Raw genomic sequence first — 20,677 nt, 5'->3', positions numbered from 1 at the left:
TGTCTTTTATTTTTAATGAGATGTGCTGTGGTGGGTTACATTCGCTTTAAAGGCTTAACCACGCTATCAAGCCCTTCTATTTTCAGTGCTAGGCAAAGCTTCAAAAGCTCACCTAGTTCGCCTTGTGGCCAGCCTTTCTTGTCGAACCAGAGCAAGTATTCTTCTGGCAAATCGATTAGTACCCTGCCTGCGTATTTTCCAAATGGCATTTGCATTCGAGCGAGTTTGATTAAATTTTCTTTTTCCAACATATACCCAAATCACCCAAAAAATTATTTCGCAGCAGAATACCAAATCTTTTAAACAAAAGCTGATTCTATCTCAACCTTAATTGTGATAATGATTATCATTTGTGATATAAGGGACGCAATTAAATAATAATCATATTAAGGATTTAAATATGTTTAAAAAATGGTTAATGCCCACCCTTTTGCTCCTCACCTTTCAGGCGTTTGCATCCATTGAAGTTAAAGACGAACTGAGCACATTAAAACTAGAAAAAGCGCCTGTTCGAGTTGTGGCGCTGGAATTCAGCTTTGTTGATGCGTTAGCTAACCTTGGTGTTTCTCCTGTTGGTGTTGCCGACGATGGCGACGTTAACCGAGTTATAGAGCCAATACGCAATAAGATCTCAGATTGGACATCGGTAGGATCTCGCTCTCAACCGAGCTTAGAAGTTATCTCGTCACTAAAGCCCGATTTGATCATCGCCGATATCGAACGTCATGAAGCGATCTATGAAGATCTTAAACGTATTGCGCCAACGCTTATTCTTAAAAGCCGTGGCGAAACCTACAAAGATAACCTCGCAGCAGGTGTAAAAATCGCCGCTGCATTTGATCGCGAAAAAGAAATGAAGTCGCTGGTTGCCGCGCACAGTAAGCGCATGGATGAGGTTGCGAATCGCGTGAACAAAAAAGCGACGGTTATGTTTGCTGTCTCGACATCGAAGGGGGTTTGGATGCACGGCCCTAAAGCTTACGCTGGCGGTGTCGTTTCTCGTTTAGGTCTTAGCTCTCCGATTACAGAAGATGGTGGCAAAGCTTACATCGGCACGACATTAGAAAACCTGGTTAAGCTGAACCCAGACTATTTCCTTGTGGGCGAGTACGGCTCAGAAACCACCGTCGATAAATACAAGCAAAACCCACTTTGGCCATTAATGACATCGGTTAAGAACGATCAATACGTAGAAACAGATGCAAGATTGTGGTCTCTAAACCGTGGAATGATTGCTGCGGAAATCATGGCTTCAGAAATTGAGCACTTGCTAAGACAGTAATGGACACAACATTTTCAATTACAAAACGTCAGCCCTACCGCTTTCCGGCGATGATCTTAGGGCTGATGTTTTTTCTTATTTTGGGTATGGGCTGGTCGCTGATTAATGCGGCCAGTTTTCCTATGAACTGGGCTGATGTCGCGGATCTCCTACTGGGCAGAGAAGGCAATGTTATCCACCAACACATTATCTATTCCATCCGTTTACCACGCACTTTAACCGCGACCTTTGTGGGCGTTGGGCTTGGTGTCGCGGGTTTATTGATGCAGTCGATCACGCGAAACCCACTCGCCTCCCCCTCTATCTTAGGGGTAAGTGCAGGTGCCGCTTTTGCGTTTGCCTTCGCATCTACGGGTTTACTTCCGTGGCTTGAGTCTGTCCCTGTTCTGGTTGTTACGTTTGCAGGTGCTGCATTTGCAGGCACGTTGGTGTTCTTCCTTGCTGGGCTTCATACAGCTAGACCGCACCCACTTCGTATTATTCTTGCCGGTATCGCACTGAACTTTTTGTTTATCTCTCTTACGCGTGCTGCCGTTATCTTTGCCGACGAAAATGCCTATGGTGTGCTGCATTGGCTGACGGGTTCCGTCGCGAATACGGATTGGGACGACGCATTATTAGTGATACCGAGTGTAACTATTGGCTTTTTGGTCTCGGTCTATCTGGCGTTTCAGCTCAACCTGCTCAAACTGGGAGAAGAATTGATGCGCTCGGTTGGCGGCAATCTTTTCCGTGTTCGAACGATAAGCAGCATTGTTGTTGTATTGCTTATTGCATCTAGCGTTAGTGTCGCAGGGCCAATCGCCTTTGTTGGTTTGATAGCTCCGCATCTTGCTCGCTTTTTGGTGGGTTCCGATATTCGATCTCAACTGCCTGTAACGGCGCTTCTTGGTGCAAATCTCGTTATGTATTCTGATATTGCCAGTCGATACCTTTCGCAAGGGCAAGAAACGCCCGTCGGCATTATTACCACAATGATTGGTGCATTGTTCTTCCTTGGTTTCGTTCGTTTGAAAATGGGAGAGATCCGATGATTCGTTGGTATCACTGGACTGCGTTGCTCGGTTTTATTTGGGTAGGATTCGCGACATGGCACGTTAGCGCAGGCGCGGTTGTTATTCCATGGGATCAAATATTCTCGACATTATTTGGGCAGTCCACGGAGCATGAGTTTGTGTTGTACGGATACAGAATGCCGAGAATGTTGGTGGCAAGCTTAGTTGGTGGAGCGTTAGCGCTCTCTGGATTACTGGTTCAAGGCGTCGTGAGAAACCCATTAGCTTCGCCCGATATTCTTGGTGTAACGTCTGGAGCCAGTTTCGCGGTTGTTGTTGCCAATATATTTTTTAACGACATGCCCATCCATTGGTTGCCTGTTGTCGCGCTCACGGGCGGAGCTGTATCTACGCTTATTTTGTTGTTACTCGCGAAAGGCTTGTTAGATAGACCCGCCTCTTTTGCCTTGGTCGGCATTGCGCTTGCCGCTGTTTTTTCTGCTGGTATCGATTTTCTTTTGGTGAGTTTCCCATTGGAAATCAATACTTCAATGGTTTGGCTAACTGGATCGGTCTGGGGCCGAAATTGGACACACGTGCCGACATTGGTTCTTTGGTTACTTTGTTTAGTGCCTTTTGCTGTATACCTCGCTTATAAGCTGGATCTCCTCAGCCTAGGCGACGATACGGCCCACAGTTTGGGTGTGGCGGTGCCATTCACTCGGTTATTTGCTTTGGTGGTCTCCATTGCGCTGGCGTGTGTGGCAGTGTCTATTTGTGGCAACATTGGTTTTATCGGTTTGGTTGCACCACACGCGGCACGAATGATGGTAAGAGGGAGCCACCTTGTACTCATTCCGGCAACCATTCTCATTGGGGCGGTTTTGCTACTCAGCGCCGACCTGTTTGCTCGAATATTAATGCCACCTATCGAGCTTCCTGCTGGTGTGCTCACTGCCTTCATTGGTGCACCCTACTTCATCTATTTACTCAGCCGTTACAAACATTGGTAATTTATGAATCAATCTACTGCATTCCGCGTGAACAACCTGGAATTAAAATACCAACAAAACATCATTATCGAGTCACTCAGCACCTCTATTCAAAAAGGAAAAATGACGGCGCTGATTGGCCCTAATGGCTGTGGTAAATCGACCTTTTTAAAATCACTTGTCCGGTTACTTAAGCCTTCTAAAGGGGATGTTTTTCTTTATGATGACAAACCTGTTCAGGGTTTTAAAGATAAAGAATACGCCGCTCAGGTTTCTCTCCTACCCCAAACTCCAATTATTCCTGAAGGCATTACAGTAAAAGAGTTAGTGGGATATGGCCGCGCACCTTATCTCAACGCCATGGGGAGGCTTTCAGTCGCAGACAAGCAAGCCGTAGACGAGGCAATGGAAACCACAGGCGTGACCGAATTGGCAACCAGAAGGGTTGATGAACTTTCAGGAGGTCAACGACAGCGTGTTTGGATTGCCATGGTATTGGCACAAAATACGGATATCATTTTGCTTGATGAACCGACGACGTATCTGGACTTATCACACCAATACGAGCTGCTCGACTTGATGGAAAAGCTTGTGAAACAAGGAAAAACCGTCGTTGTGGTGCTTCACGATCTTAGCCAAGCGTGCCGTTATGCCGATGAACTCATCATTCTAAAAGCTGGCGATTTGTACGCCCAAGGCTCACCAAACACCGTGTTTACTGAAAATATGCTTGGCGAGGTATTCAACCTAAACGCGCGCATTATTCTAGACCCAGAAACACAAACGCCAATGGCGATTCCAAGAGCGACTAAGCCAATAGAATGCCTTGCCTAATCGCGTTATGAATTCAACAGCCCACCAAATGTGGGCTGTTCTGTCTTCTAGAGGTTTAATATTACTACTTATTTATAACCCAGATTCAAGCTTACTTTTTGTAGATGCTCACGCCATCTTTTAGCGTTTCTAACACTTGTACATCTTTAATTGACATGGGATCTACTTCCAGCGGATCTTTGTCTAACAATACTAAGTCTGCCCTTTTGCCAAACTCGATTGTGCCTTTTTCGTTTTCTTCAAAATTTTGATACGCGCTGTTTATTGTTATGGCTTCAAGTGCTTGATACGCGCTAATTTTATGATGCTCACCGAGTATTTTCCCTGTGCGTGTCACGCGGTTAACCGCCGTCCACATGTTCGTCATCATATCTGGAAATAGAACGGGAGCATCCATGTGAATGGTAAACATGAGGTCGTTTGAGTTTGCCCAACCCATTGGTGATATGTTCGAGGCTCGCCAAGGACCTAAAACCGAATCACGATGCCAGTCTCCCCAAAAATACGTATGAGCAGGAAAAAATGACGGAATCATTCTGTTTTGTTTCATCCGCTTGATTTGATCAAGTCGCGTGGTTTGAGCATGTATAACCACTGTTCTGCGATCTTTCAAACCGTAGATTGAATCGGCCCTTTCAACCGCGTTGAGTAGCAAGTCTGCAGAGGCATCTCCATTGCTGTGGCTAAGGATCTGCGCATCCATTTTGTATGCCGTTTCAACCCACTGGTTCATCTCTTCTTGAGATAAAACTGGATAGCCGTGGTAATCGTAAGCATGGCTGTGTGGCGGAACATAGTAAGGGGTGGAAAGATACGCGGTTTTGCCTTGAGGTGAACCATCCCCTACGAGTTTTACTCCCGCTAACGTAAAGCCATTTATGTTGGTCTTCATTGGAATAAGCTTTGAGGCGGCGTCTAAATCCACCCACTTGGCGTACGCGAGTAAATCAATTTTCATTAGATTTTGTTCCGCCATCGATTTCATCGCAGAGATAGTAGGAAGCGTCGCCAACCCCTCTTGTGCCGTTGTAATACCATAACTGGCAAAGAGGTCTTGCACCTTGGTAAATTTTCTTATCGCGTCTTCTTTCGTGGTTTCTGGCAGGCTATTGAGAATTGCATAAACGGCAGATTCCTCTAGAACGCCCGTCATTTCCCCATCTTCGCTACGGCGTATTACCCCACCTGCGGGATCGGGAGTGGTATTGTCATAACCAATCAATGCTAACCCTTTCGTGTTACACGTGGCTAAGTGCCCCGAAATATGGACGGCACAAAATGCGAACCCGTAGCTTATTGCATCGAGTTCTTCTTTGGTTGGGTGTCGGTTTTCTTCTAGTTCTGCATCATCGTAACCAAAGGCAACATGCAATATGTTCTGGTTGGGGCTTTGTGCGTCAAAATATGGTTTCATCGTTGTGCCGATGTCGGTCAATGAATTTACATTGCCCATCGGCGCTGGGTAGAGAAACTGGCTTTCGATTAAGGGAATGTATTGTGCGAAATGGCCATGCGAGTCAATAAATCCAGGAACAACGGTCTTCCCTTCGAGGCTACGCACAACTGTGTTCTCACCTTTCAGTTGAAGCATCTCGATATTGCTCCCGACTGCTATTACGTTCCCATCTTTTATGGCAATAGACTGGGCACGATCTTGTTCTCCCGTCATTGGGATAACATTACCGTGCGACAAAATTAAATCAGGGCTCGCAAAACAGAAAGAAGAAACAAGGGCTAAGCTCGCGGCGACTGGCGCATATAATTTCATATTTAACTCACGAAGGTTGAATCAACCATTGGTTACGTTAAATCAATAATACGACCTTTAATCACCCACTAAAAACCACTTTTGAACGTAACTTCCCATCACAAACACTCATTGATGCAGCTATTGAAGAATTTAATCACGAGATAAGGTCATCGAATCGAGGGTTACCGCGTAAAGGTTCGAAATCTTTTTCTTCATAGATATGGTCCCGAACAGATGGGCTAGATTGGATGGCTTTTTCCAAATCCTCGATTGCTTGATCTTCTGCGCCTAAACGAGAATACGCACAGGCTCTCTGATACAGGGCTGGACCATTCAATTCGTCCAGATCCAAAACGCGATTACACAAGCTTAATGCCCAGTGATATTCACGGATTTCCATTGCAGCATCGGCTTTGTATGTCATCGCTTCTAAATCGCCGGGGCGAATACGCAGTATTTCATCGTAAACTTCCATTCTTTGTTCTGGCGTCGGCATGCTTTGCGCTCTTAACCACAAGTTGTGGATCTCGTTAATTACTTCTATATCTTTGTTATTTTGGCTAATAATACGAGTTTTACGTTTTAAATCTCTTTCTAATTCAAGAAATTTTTTCTCGTATTCCAGCGCAATCTCATCTAAACGCTTATCAGCCATCTCTTGGGTATTGTTTTTAAATTCTCTGAGCGATTGCCAGCCCACCAGCGCAATAAGCGACGCAACACCCGCAATGATGTAGAAGAAATACGTTACGGTGACATTCGCATAATTCAATGACTTGTCGGCGACTTGCAGCTCTCTTTCGGTAAACTGCACCGTGAGCCGTTTTTCTAACGTTTGCTGTTCCGATCTTAGCGCTTTCAGTTCATCCAGTATGTAGCGCTCCATTAATGGTCTATCCAACATTTCAGTATCAGAGTACTTCTGAGGAGTTTCTGCACTGACAAAACCTGACAACATAACAGTGAGCAGGAGCAAAAAACGTATTTGCATGGCTGGCCTATTGATAAAATAAATATGTATTTAATTAACTCTAGCAATACCAGTAACTGATTCAAAGAATGGAAATAACGTGTGTGTTTAATGATGTGAGCTAACGCTACAAAAATAACGGTTAATCAATAAGGTCTGAGTTTTTAAGGAGGAAGGTTCTTTAGGGGATTACTACAAAGTAAGGGAATTCAAGAAAATGGAGGCGCCTCCCGGAGTCGAACCGAGGTCCACGGATTTGCAATCCGCTGCATAGCCACTCTGCCAAGGCGCCATTTTCTAATTTGAAGAACGTGTTCTGAATGAACAAGTCAACAGGGTAAAACGAAATATTTATGGTGTCCCGGGCCGGAATTGATGGTCCGACTTTTCGGCCGGTCAGTTCGAGCGCTGAGATTATGAATCTCAATAACAGTTCACTAAAAATATCATATTGATGGTGCCCCGGGCCGGACTTGAACCGGCACAGCGCGAACGCCGAGGGATTTTAAATCCCTTGTGTCTACCAATTCCACCACCAGGGCAACGCAATATTCTTGCGATGCTGTTTACTGAAGAAGTAAGACACCATCATAGAAACGATTTAACTGTTTCTATTTTTCAGCACCTTAAGCGCTGAAGACGAGGTGTACTTTATCGTAATTCTGTTTTCAGTCAACGGTAAATTTGAAATTCCTGTTTGTTCGGTCAGATTCTATCCAAGTCGCACACAGAAAAACCGAAAAGGCCAATTAAAAAGAGCTATTTTCAATTTGGTACAGGAAACTCTTCAGTATTTTCTGGCTTTCAGCCAACTCCACCGCTTTCTTATCCGAAATTCGAATTTGTTCTCGCAACAATAACCTAAGTTCGTCACAAGGTTCAAAAACGGGTTCATCACCTCGGATACAAGGCAAAAATTGCAGAATGGTATTCAAATTCATACCTGCACTGCTTAGAAGTTTGATCCTTTCAATCGTACGGATTTCTTTCGAGTCAAAGTCACGATACCCAGCATGAGTGCGATGAGGTTTAAGCAATCCATGTTCTTCGTAATAACGCAGCATCCGAATACTTACTCCTGTTTGCTTGGATAATTCACCAATCTTCACATTTCCTCCTTGACCCTCACAGTACTGTGAGGGTTTATGCTAATCGCTCTAAAACATTAGTTCAATTAGGATCTTACATCATGACAAAACACATAATCGCTGAACAAACTCTAATGAATGAGCAATCGATACCAAGTTCTGAAATAACAAGGCTCGCATTTTCTGGCTTTGCACATTTTACAGCACTTCAAGTCCGTAACAGAATGGTTAAAGCGTTGGACTTGCATTTGAACCGATTGCATAAGGCTTCAATTGAACTTTTTGGTAAAACAATATCAGACGGGGTTATACGATCTTATGTTCGAACTGCGATAGAGAATGGACCTGCGGATCAATCACTCACCATCACGGTGTATTCAGTGGAAGGAGAATTTACAACAGACAGTATGGATGTCCTACCTAAGGTGCTCATTCGTACGGGTTCACCTTCAAACGGTCCCAATGGTCCACTCCGATTGGCAACGGTGAATTATGAAAGACCGCTCGCTGAAATTAAACATGTGGGAGAAATAGCAAAAACGTATTATTTGCACCAAGCGACACGGCGCGGTTTTGATGATGCCATTTTTATAAACAAGTATGGTCATTTGAGTGAAGGGACCATTTGGAATCTCGTTTTTTGGGATGGCGAAACCGTTATTTGGCCACAAGCCAGTATGTTAAAAGGGACGATGATGCAGATGATTCAAAGGCAACTCGAACTGCTTGAAATTCCACAACGTAGCGAAACGATAACGCTTGAACGCTTACAACAACTCGATGGTGCCGCAGTGATGAACTCTTGGACTTCAGGTATCGCAGTTTCTATGATTGAAACCAAAAGGTTCAGTCAATCAGAACCACTCATTTCACTTCTACAAAAAGCCTACAACGCTGAGCCCAGTGAAACGTGTTAACGCCACTTTAGCTTGTGGTGAAGTTGGGTGACTTCCCCAACAACGATCAACGATGGGCTTTCCGCTTGCTCCGCGACGATAGGGAGTTCTTTTAATGAGCATACCCACACTTTTTGATCTCTCGTGGTGCCTTTTTGGATGATAGCGCACGACGTATCTTCTGAAAGCCCATGAGTGATCAGGTTGTTCGCGATATTGCCGCTTTGCTTTAAGCCCATATAAAACACCAACGTATTGTTGGATTGAGTGAGTGAATCCCACTGAATTTCTTGGCCGTTTTTTTGAATGTGACCCGTAATAAACTGAACGCTCTGAGCGTAGTCTCGATGAGTGAGTGGTATGCCAGCGTAGCTGGTTGCACCAGCAGCAGCTGTAATACCCGGAACCACTTCAAAATAAACGTTATTTTCTGCCAGTGTTTCTAGCTCTTCTCCACCGCGACCAAAAATGAACGAGTCGCCGCCTTTTAAGCGAACCACGCGTTTTCCTTCATTCGCTTTATCCACTAGGATTTGGTTGATTTGATCCTGAGGCACGCAGTGATAATCCAGCTTTTTACCTACGTAAATCATTTCTGCATTTTCATTTGCTAACGCTAATATCTCCTTTGATACCAAGCGGTCATACACAACCACTTCCGCTTTCTGAATAACACGATACCCCTTCATTGTGAGTAAATCTGGATCGCCGGGACCTGCACCAACCAACGAAACAAATCCGTTTTCTGCAGAAACACGTTTTTTATCAGACAACTCAGCTGTTTTTTCAGCGATAGCCGTTTTTTCAGCAATAGCAATTGGAGAAGAAGACATAGGCAGCTCCATTGGTGACATCAGAAAAAGAAAAAAGAAAAAAGAAAAAAGAGAAAAGAAAAAGAGCCCCTCGTAAGGGGCTCAATGATGGTTTATTTAGCGTTGCGAGCTGGAAGTGTTTTCGCGTGAGTCACGTAAAGGCTCATACCCGTGATAAGAAGACCACCGACTAAGTTACCCAAAGTCACTGGAATTTGGTTCCATACTAACCAATCCGTAATGGTGAACTCCGCACCAAGCATCATGCCAAGTGGGAATAGGTACATATTTACTACAGCGTGTTCGAATACTAGGCCAAAGAAAATGAAAATTGGGAACCACATTGCCAGAACTTTACCGCTTACGGATTTAGAAACCATTGCCCCAACAACGCCTAGCGATACCATCCAGTTACACAGAATGCCTTTAACAAAAACAGTAATCCAGCCATCCATACCATGTTCTGCAAAGCCAAGAGTACGAGAGGTCGACGCTTTAATAAACGCTTGCCCCACTGCTCCTGGGTCCATGCTGAAGTTCATTGTGAAGGTAAGCGCAACAAGGAAAGCAACAGACAAAGCGCCAATTAGGTTGCCTAAGCCGACAAGCAACCAATTACGCAGTATGCCCGCTTTGGTTACACCTGGACGTTTCTCGAATAATGCTAACGGCGCCAAAGCAAATACGCCCGTCAACAAATCAAAACCCATTAAGTTTAAGATACAAAAACCGACGGGAAACACTAACGCGCCGACAATTGGAATGCCCGTTTGTACTGCAGCGGTAATCGCTACGGCAACGGCAATCGCTAATACAGCGCCAGCCATTATCCCGCGAATAAGCGTATCACGCGTAGACATGAACACTTTGCTTTCGCCAGCATCAATCATAGTTTGAACGAATTCAGCAGGTTTTACGTAAGACATACTCGACCTTATTCCCTAAGAAAGTTAAAAATTAAAATTGAATAGACAAAGGCTCCCCGCACTTCCTCGCTCACTTACCTTGCTGAAGAGCGGGAAACCTTTTTGCTATTAAATTTCTGTAGGCTTGAATCCCGTTTGGATTTTAGAAACGCGACGCAGTTTAAGCGGAAATTTCAACAATGCCACTATTAACTCGCGCTTGATAAGATTTCACGTTAAAACGCTCATCTTCCATACAAACACCTGTCGCAAGGTTGAAGTGTTGCTTCTTGAGAGGGCTTGCTACCCATAACTCCCCTTTATGCTCCCCTATCAAACCACGTGACAACACATTGGATTGAGCGAAAGGGTCGGTATTGCTGATGGCAAATACTGCCTCTTCTTCTGTAGGGCGAAATACCGCTACTTGCTGCCCGTTCACTAATGCACAAACGCCGGTGCCGGGTACGATGTCGTTGATATCGCAAATTTGTTCAAACATTTGAGCTTTACCTTTCGTCATGATTACCCCTCCAGTTCCACATGCAAGATGTCGCCTTTCGCATCGGGATGTTTTTCAGTAAACGTTGCAGGGCGATGTTGCTCTCGCTCTGGGACAAACAATACGTTGTCATCTCGCTTATCGGAGTTAATGAAATGAGAGAAACGCTTAAGTTGGTTTTCGTCATTAATCGTATCCGTCCATTCGCAACGGAATTCCGAAACCAACTTGGCAATGTCAGCTTCTAACTGGTCGTTAAGACCTAGCTTGTCATCGACAATAACTTCTCTTAGGTAATCCACACCACCTTCTAGATTGTCTAACCACACAGAGGTGCGCTGAAGCGGCGCAGACGTTCGAATGTAGAACATCATGAATCGGTCGATGTAACGGATCAGCGTCTCTTCATCTAAGTCCATGGCGAGTAGGTCTGCGTGTCTTGGCTTCATACCGCCATTACCACAGACATACATGTTCCAACCGGCATCCGTCGCGATGATACCCAAGTCCTTACCTTGCGCCTCTGCACATTCACGGGTACACCCTGACACACCAAACTTCATTTTGTGTGGAGTACGAATGCCTTTGTAGCGATTTTCGATGCGAGAACCTAAACCGACAGAATCCTGTACACCATAACGACACCATGTCGAACCCACACACGTTTTCGCCATGCGGAGTGCTTTCGCGTACGCCTGACCTGTTTCAAAACCGGCGTTAATCAGCTTGCGCCAGATCTCTGGAAGATCGTCTTTTTGTGCACCAAACAAACCGATACGCTGTGCACCCGTCACTTTGGTGTATAAGTTGTATTCTTCACCTACCTGAGCCAACGCTGCTAGTGCTTTTGGTGTGACTTCACCACCCGCCATTCTAGGAATAACCGAGTAAGTGCCGTCCTTTTGGATGTTTCCAAGGAAGTTGTCGTTGGTATCGTGCAATTTGACCAATTGCGGTTTAAGAATGTGTTCGCCCCAGCACGATGCCAAGATAGAACCCACCGCAGGTTTACAAACTTCACAGCCGTACCCTTTACCGTGCTTCTCTAATAATTCGTCGTACGTTTTGATTTCTTCAATGCGAATCAAGTGGAAGAGTTCTTGGCGTGAATAAGCAAAGTGTTCACAAATATCACTTTTCACTTCAATGCCAGATTTCGCCAGTTCCGCGTTTAGAACAGAAGTAACCAGCGGAATACAACCCCCACATCCTGTTCCAGCACCCGTAACAGCTTTGATGTCTGCCAGAGTGTGATGCCCTTCTGCAACTGCTGTGGCAATTTTGCCTTTGGTTACATCGAAACAAGAACAGATAACCGCGGTTTCAGGCAATGAATCTGCGCCTAAAGAGGGTTTTTCTGCCCCTGCATGAGCAGGAAGAATTAACGTATCTGGGTGTTCAGGTAAGTCAATTTCATTCAGTTTCAGCTGAAGTAAATCGCCGTAGTCAGACGTGTCGCCAACGAGCACAGCACCTAGCAGCTTTTTGCCGTCTTCTGAAACGGTAATGCGCTTGTATACTTCGTCTTCTTCGTTTTGATAAACGTAGCTTTTTGAACCCGGAGTGCGACCGTTGGCATCGCCAATGGAGCCCACTTTCACGCCCAGCAATTTAAGCTTGGCGCTCATGTCAGCACCTTCAAACTGGCTTTCGTTGCCCAACAAGTGATCGACAGCGACCGTTGCCATTTTGTAACCCGGAGCCACTAGACCGTAGAAAGTTTGATTCCAAGAAGCACATTCGCCTATGGCGTAAATGTTTTGGTCGGTTGTTTGGCAGTGATCATTAATTTCGATACCACCACGAGGCGCTACGCCTAACCCCATTTGACGGGCAAGTTTGTCTTGCGGGCGGATACCTGCGGAGAACACAATAAAATCGGTTTCCAGTTCAGTATCGTCTGCAAAACGCATTACGTTGCGAGCTTCGACGCCTTCTGGTGCAATTTCTTGGGTATTTTTACTGGTATGTACTCGAACGCCCATCCGTTCGATTTTGTTACGCAGCTGCAATCCACCTTGTAAATCAAGTTGCTCCGCCATTAGAACAGGGGCAAATTCCACAACATGCGTTTCAACGCCCAGTGCTTTTAGCGCGCCTGCCGCTTCTAAGCCAAGTAAACCACCACCGATGACCACACCACTTTTGCTTTTCTTAGCGCAAGTTTCGATTTCTTTTAGATCTTCAATGGTGCGGTACACGAAGCAATCTTTGCTTTCGTTACCTTTTATCGGTGGGACAAACGGAAAAGAGCCTGTTGCAAGCACCAACTTGTCGTATTGGATTTCGCGACCGGTACTTGAATACACCATTTGTTTTTCACGGTTAACGTTGATAGCTCGCTCACCGATTAGCATGTTGATGCCGTGTTTTTCGTAGAAGCCTTCTTTTACTAACGAAAGCTCGTCAGCAGTATGGTGAGAGAAATAAGACGATAAGTGGACTCGGTCGTAAGCGACGCGTGGTTCTTCACAAAACACAGTAATGTCTAATTCAGACACGTCCGTTTTGTCGACTAAATCTTCGATATAGCGATGGCCGACCATGCCATTCCCTATTACGACTAGCTTCAACTTGCTCATAAGACTTCCTGACGGTTTTTATTCTTAACTGAGCTTATTCTTAATTGTGAACGAATATGAAGACATGATGTAAATCAATTACGTTTTCAAACTACCCTAAAGTGGTAGATCAAACGGATAAAGATCCATCAATCTAATTGCAATATCATCATCAAACCTTTAACAACAATGTGTTAAGACCAACATTTAACCAATCATCAATGTGTAAAAATATTTCATTTAAATAACTAATTTACGTATATATCAATTAATAACCTGACAATTAGTGTAATTATGCAAGACCATTTACTAAGGCTTGTTGATCTTTTATCGAATACGCAGACCTATGCGAGTCAATTTGAGCGCCTCGATAAACCTCCAATTGTGATGGTTGAGCTCGTGTATTTCTTCCCAAATAAACTCGATACCATAAGGTTTAAATATTGAATTAGAAGCCCAGTATGTGTCTTATTAGTCGAGCAACACACTACTGGGCTAAATTTTGAAGGCGTTAGGTTCTACGCGTTCTAGTCGTGAATGTCAGAATCCATTGAATCGGAGTATTCAAGCCAAAGTGCGTTAATAATGCCAAACGCTGCCGCAAGCAGTAGCCCCAAAATCCATACGAAATACCACATACTTTCTCTCCTAGTACAACGACCGACTGTTATTTTCGACAAATTGGGTATCCAATCGACCAAACATTTTGTAGTAACTCCATGCTGTATAACAAAGAATGGTAGGCACCATAACAAACGCCACAATGGTCATCGCATTCAATGTAAGTTCGCTTGATGTTGAATCCCATAACGTTAAGCTGTGATTAGGGCTGTGGCTGGAAGGAATGATAAAGGGAAACATCGTACAGCCTGCTGTTGCAATGATGGCGGCATTGGCAAGGCTGCTAAACAAAAACGCCCAGCCATTTTTAGAAAAGCCAGACATAATGCTCGCAAATAAGGGTAAAGCAATACCTAAGATAGGCGCTATCCAAAACGCTGGGTACAAAACATAATTTTTAAACCATAACCCTTCGCCTTGAACCACTGATTTTATCAGTGGATTTGAATCTGCATTTACACCTAGCTGCCCCACTAATTCGTAACCGTTAACCTTGGTTAACATCCAGCCTCCGGCAATAAAACACAGCGCCAAAACGACGCCAACCCATTTGGAGATCTTGTTGGCTCGTGCATACACTTCCCCAGAGGTTTTCATCGATAACCACGCGGAGCCTTGCATCAGAGCCATTAAGAAGCCAACAACACCGCATAATAAGGCAAACGGGTTAAGCAATTCGAAAAAAGTCCCGTGATAACTCGGCATAAGAAGGGCGTTCAATTGAAATGGAATACCTTGGATAAGGTTGCCAAACGCGACACCAAACATAATGGGAGGGACAGTGCCCGAGAAACAAATGGCGATATCGCAGTTACGACGCCAAGTTTCACTTTCAATTTTTGCGCGATACTCCAATGCTAAAGGGCGAAACCACAGTGCAATTAATGTGATGTACATCGCTACGTAAAAGCTCGAAAAGGACGTGGCGTAAACCAAAGGCCAAGCCGCAAATAGCGCGCCACCTGCGGTAATAAGCCACACTTGGTTACCGTCCCAATGTGGGGCAATAGAATTAATCATTACTCGGCGTTCAGTATTCGTGCGCCCAACAAATGGCAGCAGTGCTCCTACGCCCATATCAAAGCCGTCGGTGATCATAAAACCGATGAGTAAAACACCAATCAATACCCACCAGATGAGTCGAAGCGTATCGTAATCAAACATCTTTATTCTCCTTTACGCCATCACTTGCTTAGAAATGTGGGCGTGAACATCTTCTTGCTGATTTTCATAGTGATATCGCCCTGTCTTTAAGCTACTTGGTCCTTTTCGTGCCACCTTCACCATCAAATAGGCTTCAACAATCATAAATACGGTATACAGCGCGAGTATCACAGCTAAAGAGAAGATCAAATCCGAAATAGGTAAGGCAGAGGCCGCCACATCAACAGGAAGAATCTCGCCAACCGCCCAAGGTTGTCGGCCATATTCCGCAACAAACCAGCCTGCTTCAATTGCTACCCATGGCAGTGGAATACTGAACAACGCCGCTTTCAATACCCAAGGCTTTTGAGTGATTTTTTGACGGCAGGTTTGCAAGAAAGCCATGCCAAAAACAAACAACATAATGAATCCACACCCAACCATAATTCTGAATGACCAAAACAGTGGCCAAACCGTTGGAATCGAGTCGTCGGCTGCAAGTTGTATCTGCTCTTCACTGGCATCGGACACCTTGTCGGTGTAGCGCTTAAGGAGTAGCCCATACCCTAAATCTTGTTTCAGCGCATCAAACTGTTGTAGGGAATGATCTGTTTGATCGCCTGCCCTGAGTTTTTCGAGTAACTCATAAGCCAGCATGCCATTGCGGATACGTTCGATATGCTCTTCACGCAAATCAATGAGTCCCGTCACTTGCTCTGTCAGTGAACGCGTCGTGATTATCCCCATAACGTAGGGTATTTTAATCGCGTAGTCGTTACGCATGTTTTCTTGATCCGGAATACCAACTAAAGTAAACGCAGCGGGTGCAGGTTCGGTGTGCCATTCCGCTTCTATCGCGGCAAGCTTTACTTTCTGAACACCACCCAGCTCATATCCAGATTCATCACCCAAAATGATCACTGAAACAATAGAAGCCATACCAAATGAGGCAGCGATGGCAAAAGAGCGACGCGCAAACGCCACATCCCTGCCCTTTAACAAGTAATACGCGCTGATGCCGAGAATAAACATTGCGCCGCAGGTGTAGGAGGAAGCGACGGTGTGTACGAATTTCACTTGCGCTACCGGATTCAGTACCACTTCCGCAAAACTCACCATTTCCATTCTCATGGTGGTGTAGTTAAATTCGGAGCCAACGGGATTTTGCATCCACCCGTTTGCAACCAATATCCAGAGTGCAGAAAAGCTCGACCCCAATGCCACCAACCACGTTGCCAAAAGGTGCTGACGTTTGGTTAACCTATCCCAACCGAAAAAGAACAACCCAACAAAAGTGGATTCGAGAAAAAAGGCGACTAAAGCTTCAATCGCCAGAGGTGCGCCAAATATGTCGCCCACATAGTGTGAGTAATAAGACCAGTTAGTACCAAATTGAAACTCCATGGTTAGCCCCGTTGAAACACCCAGCGCAAAGTTGATTCCAAAGAGTTTTCCCCAGAACTGAGTCATGTCTTTGTAGATAACTTTTCCGGTCATCACATAGACAGATTCCATAATGGCGAGTAGGCAAGACATACCAACGGTAAGCGGCACAAATAGGAAGTGAAACATCGCAGTTAAGGCGAACTGCAAACGCGATAGCTCTATAACATCAAACATTAAAGCTCCAAAACATCAGCTAACATTTTTACCGAGCCAACTTGTTTGCTTTAAAAGACGATTAGAATTGGAAAGCTCGCAAATCGAAGCTCGATTTCGCGGGCTATTCCAACATAAGGGAGGATTTTCTAACTAGAACAGATTATGGAACAAAAAATAGAACAGTTTGTTGAACAAAAAAAGGGAACGATAACATTTTCTCACTGACTCGCTATCCACTTTCAGAGTCAGATAACGCCTGAATTAAATTACCCAGTTGCGTGATTGCCGCCAGAATTCGATCGTCACATGGATACGATGTGTTGATTCTTAGGTGATGACAAAACAGCTTATCGCTACTGAAAATGATCCCGGGAGCGATCGAAATATTGGCTTTCAACGCTGCTTCGTACAATGTTTCTACATTCACTTTCGGCTCTAGTTCAACCCAAACAAAATACCCACCATCGGTCGCTTTAACCGTCGTACTCTTGGGAAGCTTTTCATTCAAGCATTCAATGTAAGCCTGTTTCCGCTCGTTGAGTATTTTTCTCAACTTTTTTAAGTGATTGTCGTAGTTGTAAAAGGTCAAATAATGAGAGAGTGCCAATTGAATAGGAATGCTGGTAGATAAAGTAGAAAGATGCTGCAAGCGCTGGATAGATAGTGCCCGATCCCCAGCGACCACCCAACCGATTCTAAACCCCGGAGAAAGGGATTTGGAAAACGAGCCACACAGCAATATTTGATTCGATTCATCATACGCTTTGGCGGGTAATGGCGCGATTGCCCCAGTATAAAGTTCGCCGTACACATCGTCTTCAATCATTGGGACGTTGTATCGAGAAACGAGAGTAGCGAGATCTCTCTTTTTTTCTTCAGAAAGGCTGTAACCGACGGGGTTTTGGGCGTGTGTCATAAACCAGCACGCTTTAATATCCATCGTAGCAAGCGCAGATTCCAAAGCCCCAAAATCAAGACCATTCACCGCATCTGTAGGGATTTCAACGGCGGTTAAATTTAACCTTTCAATGGCTTGTAACGCACCATAAAACGCTGGATATTCGATGGCAACCAGATCGCCTGGCTCAGTGCACGACTGCAAACTTAAACTCAGTGCTTCCATCGCACCCGAGGTGATCACAATGTCGTCGGGTAATACATTCACCCCACGGTGCTGATATCGCTGGGCAATCTGCCTACGCAGAGAATCGCTCCCCGGCGGTAAGTTGGTTAGCATACTGTTACTTGGCATTTGCCTGCTAGCATTGGCAAGGCTTCTGGATAATGCTTGGTGTGGGAACAGCGCGGGATCGGGAAAGGCTGAACTGAGCGGGATGATGCTTGGGTCTTTTGCCCTTTGCACCACATCGTACAAAAGATCACTGATTTTGACAGGAAAAGGCTGAAGCTTTTTACGTTCATTTTGGCTTTGAACTTCTGCTGTTCTTCTTGGCAAAACGAAGTAACCAGATTTGGGTTTCGATTTTACATAACCTTGATTTTCCAGCAACTGATAGGCCTGCAAAACCGTTTCAATACTCAAACCATAACGCTTACACGTTTCTCGTATTGAAGGGATTTTTTCACCGCTCTGCCAGATTTTATGCTCTATTTGCTTCTTCAATTCACGAGCCAGTTTTTGCGGTTTCTTCATGCCGTTAATTCCTTACAATACTCAAATAACGTCAAAGCGAAGAAAATATAATAGTCTCATAGGGTTAATACAAGCCGATTGACCAACTACTGTCCATATGTGCCAAAATCGCGGGATAACTGGAGCGCCGATTAACTTAAGTTCCGATACAACTTTCACGACCACGATATGTGACAACGTCACTATTTAATTGATTTTTTGCTTCATCCAATACTGGAAGCAAAACTTTAACAAGCACACAATTTGGCACTTTTTACCCATACAGATGTTGATGGTCTTTCAGGTATAAATCTCAGCCATCTTTACTTATAAATCTATAAATATATTTTTTGCATTCACCAACAATAAAAGACAAACCCTATGCAAAAAATAACGAAAATGACCATCGCGGCTTTGGCTAGCCTCGCCGTACCTCAATTCGCTTCCGCAGAAGCTATTCTCCATGCATTTAACTGGAAATACTCCGATGTAACCGCAAAGGCAGAACAAATTGCCCAAGCGGGTTACAAGAAGGTTTTAATCTCTCCGGCTATGAAATCGCGTGGCGATCAGTGGTGGGCTCGCTACCAACCACTCGATTTTCGAGTGATTGACTCACCTATTGGAAACAAACAAGATCTTCAAGCAATGATTGATGCTCTTAACCGCCATCAGGTGGCTGTTTACGCCGATGTTGTTATGAATCACATGGCCAATGAGTCATTAAAAACCGACGGGCTGAACTATCCCGGTAGTGACGTTTTGCAAGACTATGCATCACGAGCCGCCTACTATCAAAACCAAACCTTGTTTGGCGATATAAGCGATAACCAGTACTCCTCCTCCGACTTTCACCCAGCTGGGTGTATCACCGATTGGAATAACCCAGGTCACGTTCAGTACTGGCGATTGTGTGGTGGGAATGGTGACACAGGCTTACCCGATTTGACACCTAATCACTGGGTTGTGAATCAACAGCGCCAGTACTTACAAGCTTTGAAAAATATGGGGATCAAAGGCTTTAGGGTTGATGCAGTTAAGCACATGAGTCCACTCCACATAAACCAAATATTCACCCCTGAAATTACGGCAAACATGCACATTTTCGGCGAAGTCATAACCGATGGCGGCAGAGGAAATGCGGGTTACGATGGCTTTTTAGCCCCCTACCTGAACGATACCAATCATTCGGCATATGATTTCCCCCTATTTGCTTCGATACGCAGAGCGTTTTCGTTTAACGGCAGCATGAACTTGCTGCACGATCCGCTCGCATACGGACAAGCGTTGGAAGGGACACGAGCCATCACCTTTACCGTTACTCACGATATTCCGAACAACGACGGATTTCGCCATCAAATAATGGATCCGAAGGATGAAGAACTCGCGTATGCCTACGTATTAGGAAGAGACGGTGGAACACCACTTATCTACAGTGATGAGTTACCTGACCATGAGGACAGAGACAATGGTCGTTGGGCGAACGTGTGGAACGATAACACCATGAAGAACATGCTGCGTTTTCATAACGTAATGCAAGGACAACCAATGACCATGCTGCATAGCGATGCGTGCTCGTTACTGTTTAAACGTGGAAAAGTGGGTGTGGTAGGCATTAATAAATGTGGCGAGTCTCGCAATGTGACTGTCGATACATACCAGTATGAATTTAATTGGTACATGCCCTACACCGATACGTTATCGGGTGCTCAGACGACGGTAGATTCCCGTTACCACACATTTGAGCTGCCTGCTCGCAGTGCGAGAATGTATAAGCTTTAGATCGGGGTAGTAACGTAGATAGGAGCAATAGAATAGATAATGGAGGCGCCTCCCGGAGTCGAACCGAGGTCCACGGATTTGCAATCCGCTGCATAGCCACTCTGCCAAGGCGCCATTTTCTATTTTTTAATGCGGTTTTTTTGAATGATGGTGCCCGGGCTGAACTTGATGGTCCGACATTTCGGCCGGTCAGCTCGAGAGCGAGATGTTGAATCTCAATACCATTTTGCTATCAAAATTAAATGATGGTGCCCCGGGCCGGAATTGATGGTCCGACATTTCGGCCGGTCAGCTCGAGAGCGAGATGTT

The 20,677-nt window shown here is 44.9% G+C and carries 18 protein-coding genes and 3 tRNA genes; 6 read left to right on the top strand and 15 right to left on the bottom strand.

Annotation, left to right across the window (positions count from 1 at the left end; all coding sequences use genetic code 11):
- Nucleotides 1–35: 35 nt before the first annotated feature.
- Nucleotides 36–251 (bottom strand): DUF3820 family protein, encoded by a 216-nt coding sequence (locus Q8W40_RS18495; RefSeq protein ID WP_101114321.1) that lies wholly within the window; start codon nt 249–251, stop codon nt 36–38.
- 149 nt (nt 252–400) lie between these two features.
- Here Q8W40_RS18495 and Q8W40_RS18490 point away from each other — a divergent pair, with 149 nt between their 5' ends.
- The 4 genes from Q8W40_RS18490 to Q8W40_RS18475 are packed head-to-tail and all read left to right on the top strand — an operon-like array spanning nt 401 to nt 4,103.
- Nucleotides 401–1,282, top strand: a complete 882-nt coding sequence (locus tag Q8W40_RS18490; RefSeq protein WP_305399285.1) for a Fe(3+) dicitrate ABC transporter substrate-binding protein — start codon at nt 401–403, stop codon at nt 1,280–1,282.
- Complete coding sequence (locus Q8W40_RS18485; RefSeq protein WP_305399284.1) at nt 1,282–2,316, top strand: FecCD family ABC transporter permease; 1,035 nt, start codon at nt 1,282–1,284, stop codon at nt 2,314–2,316. Before Q8W40_RS18490 ends, Q8W40_RS18485 begins: the two co-directional genes overlap by 1 nt.
- The gene (locus Q8W40_RS18480; protein WP_101114318.1) at nt 2,313–3,290 is read left to right on the top strand and encodes an iron chelate uptake ABC transporter family permease subunit; all 978 of its coding nucleotides are present in this window, start codon (nt 2,313–2,315) and stop codon (nt 3,288–3,290) included. The genes Q8W40_RS18485 and Q8W40_RS18480 overlap by 4 nt, the downstream gene beginning before the upstream one ends.
- 3 nt (nt 3,291–3,293) lie before the next feature.
- Entirely contained in the window at nt 3,294–4,103 is an 810-nt protein-coding gene (locus Q8W40_RS18475) for an ATP-binding cassette domain-containing protein (RefSeq protein WP_305399283.1), read from the top strand.
- Between the two features lie 91 nt (nt 4,104–4,194).
- Here Q8W40_RS18475 and Q8W40_RS18470 read toward each other — a convergent pair whose 3' ends face one another.
- The 5 genes from Q8W40_RS18470 to Q8W40_RS18450 all read right to left on the bottom strand — a co-directional run bounded on the left by Q8W40_RS18470 (nt 4,195) and on the right by Q8W40_RS18450 (nt 7,932).
- The gene (locus Q8W40_RS18470) at nt 4,195–5,871 is read right to left on the bottom strand and encodes an amidohydrolase (RefSeq protein ID WP_305399282.1); all 1,677 of its coding nucleotides are present in this window, start codon (nt 5,869–5,871) and stop codon (nt 4,195–4,197) included.
- A gap of 136 nt (nt 5,872–6,007) precedes the next feature.
- The gene (locus tag Q8W40_RS18465; protein WP_370693404.1) at nt 6,008–6,811 is read right to left on the bottom strand and encodes a tetratricopeptide repeat protein; all 804 of its coding nucleotides are present in this window, start codon (nt 6,809–6,811) and stop codon (nt 6,008–6,010) included.
- A 230-nt stretch (nt 6,812–7,041) separates the two neighbouring features.
- Nucleotides 7,042–7,115 (bottom strand) — tRNA-Cys (locus tag Q8W40_RS18460).
- A gap of 163 nt (nt 7,116–7,278) precedes the next feature.
- A tRNA-Leu gene (locus tag Q8W40_RS18455) sits at nt 7,279–7,365 on the bottom strand.
- 207 nt (nt 7,366–7,572) lie between these two features.
- Nucleotides 7,573–7,932: a MerR family transcriptional regulator gene (locus Q8W40_RS18450; RefSeq protein WP_305399280.1), complete on the bottom strand. Its 360-nt coding sequence runs from the start codon at nt 7,930–7,932 to the stop codon at nt 7,573–7,575.
- 80 nt (nt 7,933–8,012) lie between these two features.
- On the opposite strand from Q8W40_RS18450, the gene Q8W40_RS18445 reads away from it, so the two are divergent.
- The gene (locus tag Q8W40_RS18445; RefSeq protein WP_305399279.1) at nt 8,013–8,828 is read left to right on the top strand and encodes an aminotransferase class IV family protein; all 816 of its coding nucleotides are present in this window, start codon (nt 8,013–8,015) and stop codon (nt 8,826–8,828) included.
- On the opposite strand, the gene cobA is transcribed toward Q8W40_RS18445, so the two are convergent.
- From cobA to Q8W40_RS18405, 8 genes are all read right to left on the bottom strand, one after another.
- Nucleotides 8,825–9,640, bottom strand: coding sequence for a uroporphyrinogen-III C-methyltransferase (gene cobA / locus Q8W40_RS18440; RefSeq protein ID WP_305399278.1), 816 nt, complete (start codon nt 9,638–9,640; stop codon nt 8,825–8,827). The genes Q8W40_RS18445 and cobA overlap by 4 nt on opposite strands.
- 92 nt (nt 9,641–9,732) lie before the next feature.
- Nucleotides 9,733–10,545 carry a formate/nitrite transporter family protein gene (locus tag Q8W40_RS18435; protein ID WP_101114313.1) on the bottom strand — a complete coding sequence of 271 codons (813 nt, stop codon included), beginning with the start codon at nt 10,543–10,545 and terminating at the stop codon, nt 9,733–9,735.
- A 160-nt stretch (nt 10,546–10,705) separates the two neighbouring features.
- Nucleotides 10,706–11,047 (bottom strand): nitrite reductase small subunit NirD, encoded by a 342-nt coding sequence (gene nirD, locus Q8W40_RS18430; RefSeq protein WP_305399277.1) that lies wholly within the window; start codon nt 11,045–11,047, stop codon nt 10,706–10,708.
- Between the two features lie 2 nt (nt 11,048–11,049).
- Complete coding sequence (gene nirB / locus Q8W40_RS18425) at nt 11,050–13,608, bottom strand: nitrite reductase large subunit NirB (RefSeq protein ID WP_305399276.1); 2,559 nt, start codon at nt 13,606–13,608, stop codon at nt 11,050–11,052.
- Nucleotides 13,609–14,114: 506 nt separating this feature from the next.
- On the bottom strand, nt 14,115–14,225 hold the full coding sequence (cydX, locus tag Q8W40_RS18420; protein WP_305399275.1) for a cytochrome bd-I oxidase subunit CydX: 111 nt from the start codon (nt 14,223–14,225) through the stop codon (nt 14,115–14,117).
- Nucleotides 14,226–14,235: 10 nt separating this feature from the next.
- The gene (gene cydB / locus Q8W40_RS18415) at nt 14,236–15,372 is read right to left on the bottom strand and encodes a cytochrome d ubiquinol oxidase subunit II (RefSeq protein WP_305399274.1); all 1,137 of its coding nucleotides are present in this window, start codon (nt 15,370–15,372) and stop codon (nt 14,236–14,238) included.
- A gap of 12 nt (nt 15,373–15,384) precedes the next feature.
- Complete coding sequence (locus Q8W40_RS18410) at nt 15,385–16,971, bottom strand: cytochrome ubiquinol oxidase subunit I (RefSeq protein ID WP_305399273.1); 1,587 nt, start codon at nt 16,969–16,971, stop codon at nt 15,385–15,387.
- A 211-nt stretch (nt 16,972–17,182) separates the two neighbouring features.
- Complete coding sequence (locus tag Q8W40_RS18405) at nt 17,183–18,607, bottom strand: aminotransferase-like domain-containing protein (RefSeq protein ID WP_305399272.1); 1,425 nt, start codon at nt 18,605–18,607, stop codon at nt 17,183–17,185.
- A gap of 360 nt (nt 18,608–18,967) precedes the next feature.
- On the opposite strand from Q8W40_RS18405, the gene Q8W40_RS18400 reads away from it, so the two are divergent.
- Nucleotides 18,968–20,368, top strand: coding sequence for an alpha-amylase family protein (locus Q8W40_RS18400; protein WP_305399271.1), 1,401 nt, complete (start codon nt 18,968–18,970; stop codon nt 20,366–20,368).
- 40 nt (nt 20,369–20,408) lie between these two features.
- On the opposite strand, the gene Q8W40_RS18395 is transcribed toward Q8W40_RS18400, so the two are convergent.
- Nucleotides 20,409–20,482: transfer RNA gene (locus Q8W40_RS18395), tRNA-Cys, on the bottom strand.
- Nucleotides 20,483–20,677: the final 195 nt, after the last annotated feature.

The organism is Vibrio penaeicida, from assembly GCF_030689305.1.
In the GTDB taxonomy this organism is placed as follows: domain Bacteria; phylum Pseudomonadota; class Gammaproteobacteria; order Enterobacterales; family Vibrionaceae; genus Vibrio; species Vibrio penaeicida_B.
The sequence above is the reverse complement of the archived record's forward strand: the minus strand, read 5'-3'. Positions and strand labels throughout refer to the sequence as shown.

Bases quoted from the DNA above. Each gene is read 5' to 3' on its own strand.
- Q8W40_RS18495 (WP_101114321.1), bottom strand. From the start codon at position 251: ATGTTGGAAAAAGAAAATTTAATCAAACTCGCTCGAATGCAAATGCCA.
- Q8W40_RS18490 (WP_305399285.1), top strand. From the start codon at position 401: ATGTTTAAAAAATGGTTAATGCCCACCCTTTTGCTCCTCACCTTTCAG.
- Q8W40_RS18485 (WP_305399284.1), top strand. From the start codon at position 1,282: ATGGACACAACATTTTCAATTACAAAACGTCAGCCCTACCGCTTTCCG.
- Q8W40_RS18480 (WP_101114318.1), top strand. From the start codon at position 2,313: ATGATTCGTTGGTATCACTGGACTGCGTTGCTCGGTTTTATTTGGGTA.
- Q8W40_RS18475 (WP_305399283.1), top strand. From the start codon at position 3,294: ATGAATCAATCTACTGCATTCCGCGTGAACAACCTGGAATTAAAATAC.
- Q8W40_RS18470 (WP_305399282.1), bottom strand. From the start codon at position 5,871: ATGAAATTATATGCGCCAGTCGCCGCGAGCTTAGCCCTTGTTTCTTCT.
- Q8W40_RS18465 (WP_370693404.1), bottom strand. From the start codon at position 6,811: ATGTTGTCAGGTTTTGTCAGTGCAGAAACTCCTCAGAAGTACTCTGAT.
- Q8W40_RS18445 (WP_305399279.1), top strand. From the start codon at position 8,013: ATGACAAAACACATAATCGCTGAACAAACTCTAATGAATGAGCAATCG.
- cobA (WP_305399278.1), bottom strand. From the start codon at position 9,640: ATGTCTTCTTCTCCAATTGCTATTGCTGAAAAAACGGCTATCGCTGAA.
- Q8W40_RS18435 (WP_101114313.1), bottom strand. From the start codon at position 10,545: ATGTCTTACGTAAAACCTGCTGAATTCGTTCAAACTATGATTGATGCT.
- nirD (WP_305399277.1), bottom strand. From the start codon at position 11,047: ATGACGAAAGGTAAAGCTCAAATGTTTGAACAAATTTGCGATATCAAC.
- nirB (WP_305399276.1), bottom strand. From the start codon at position 13,608: ATGAGCAAGTTGAAGCTAGTCGTAATAGGGAATGGCATGGTCGGCCAT.
- cydX (WP_305399275.1), bottom strand. From the start codon at position 14,225: ATGTGGTATTTCGTATGGATTTTGGGGCTACTGCTTGCGGCAGCGTTT.
- cydB (WP_305399274.1), bottom strand. From the start codon at position 15,372: ATGTTTGATTACGATACGCTTCGACTCATCTGGTGGGTATTGATTGGT.
- Q8W40_RS18410 (WP_305399273.1), bottom strand. From the start codon at position 16,971: ATGTTTGATGTTATAGAGCTATCGCGTTTGCAGTTCGCCTTAACTGCG.
- Q8W40_RS18405 (WP_305399272.1), bottom strand. From the start codon at position 18,607: ATGAAGAAACCGCAAAAACTGGCTCGTGAATTGAAGAAGCAAATAGAG.
- Q8W40_RS18400 (WP_305399271.1), top strand. From the start codon at position 18,968: ATGCAAAAAATAACGAAAATGACCATCGCGGCTTTGGCTAGCCTCGCC.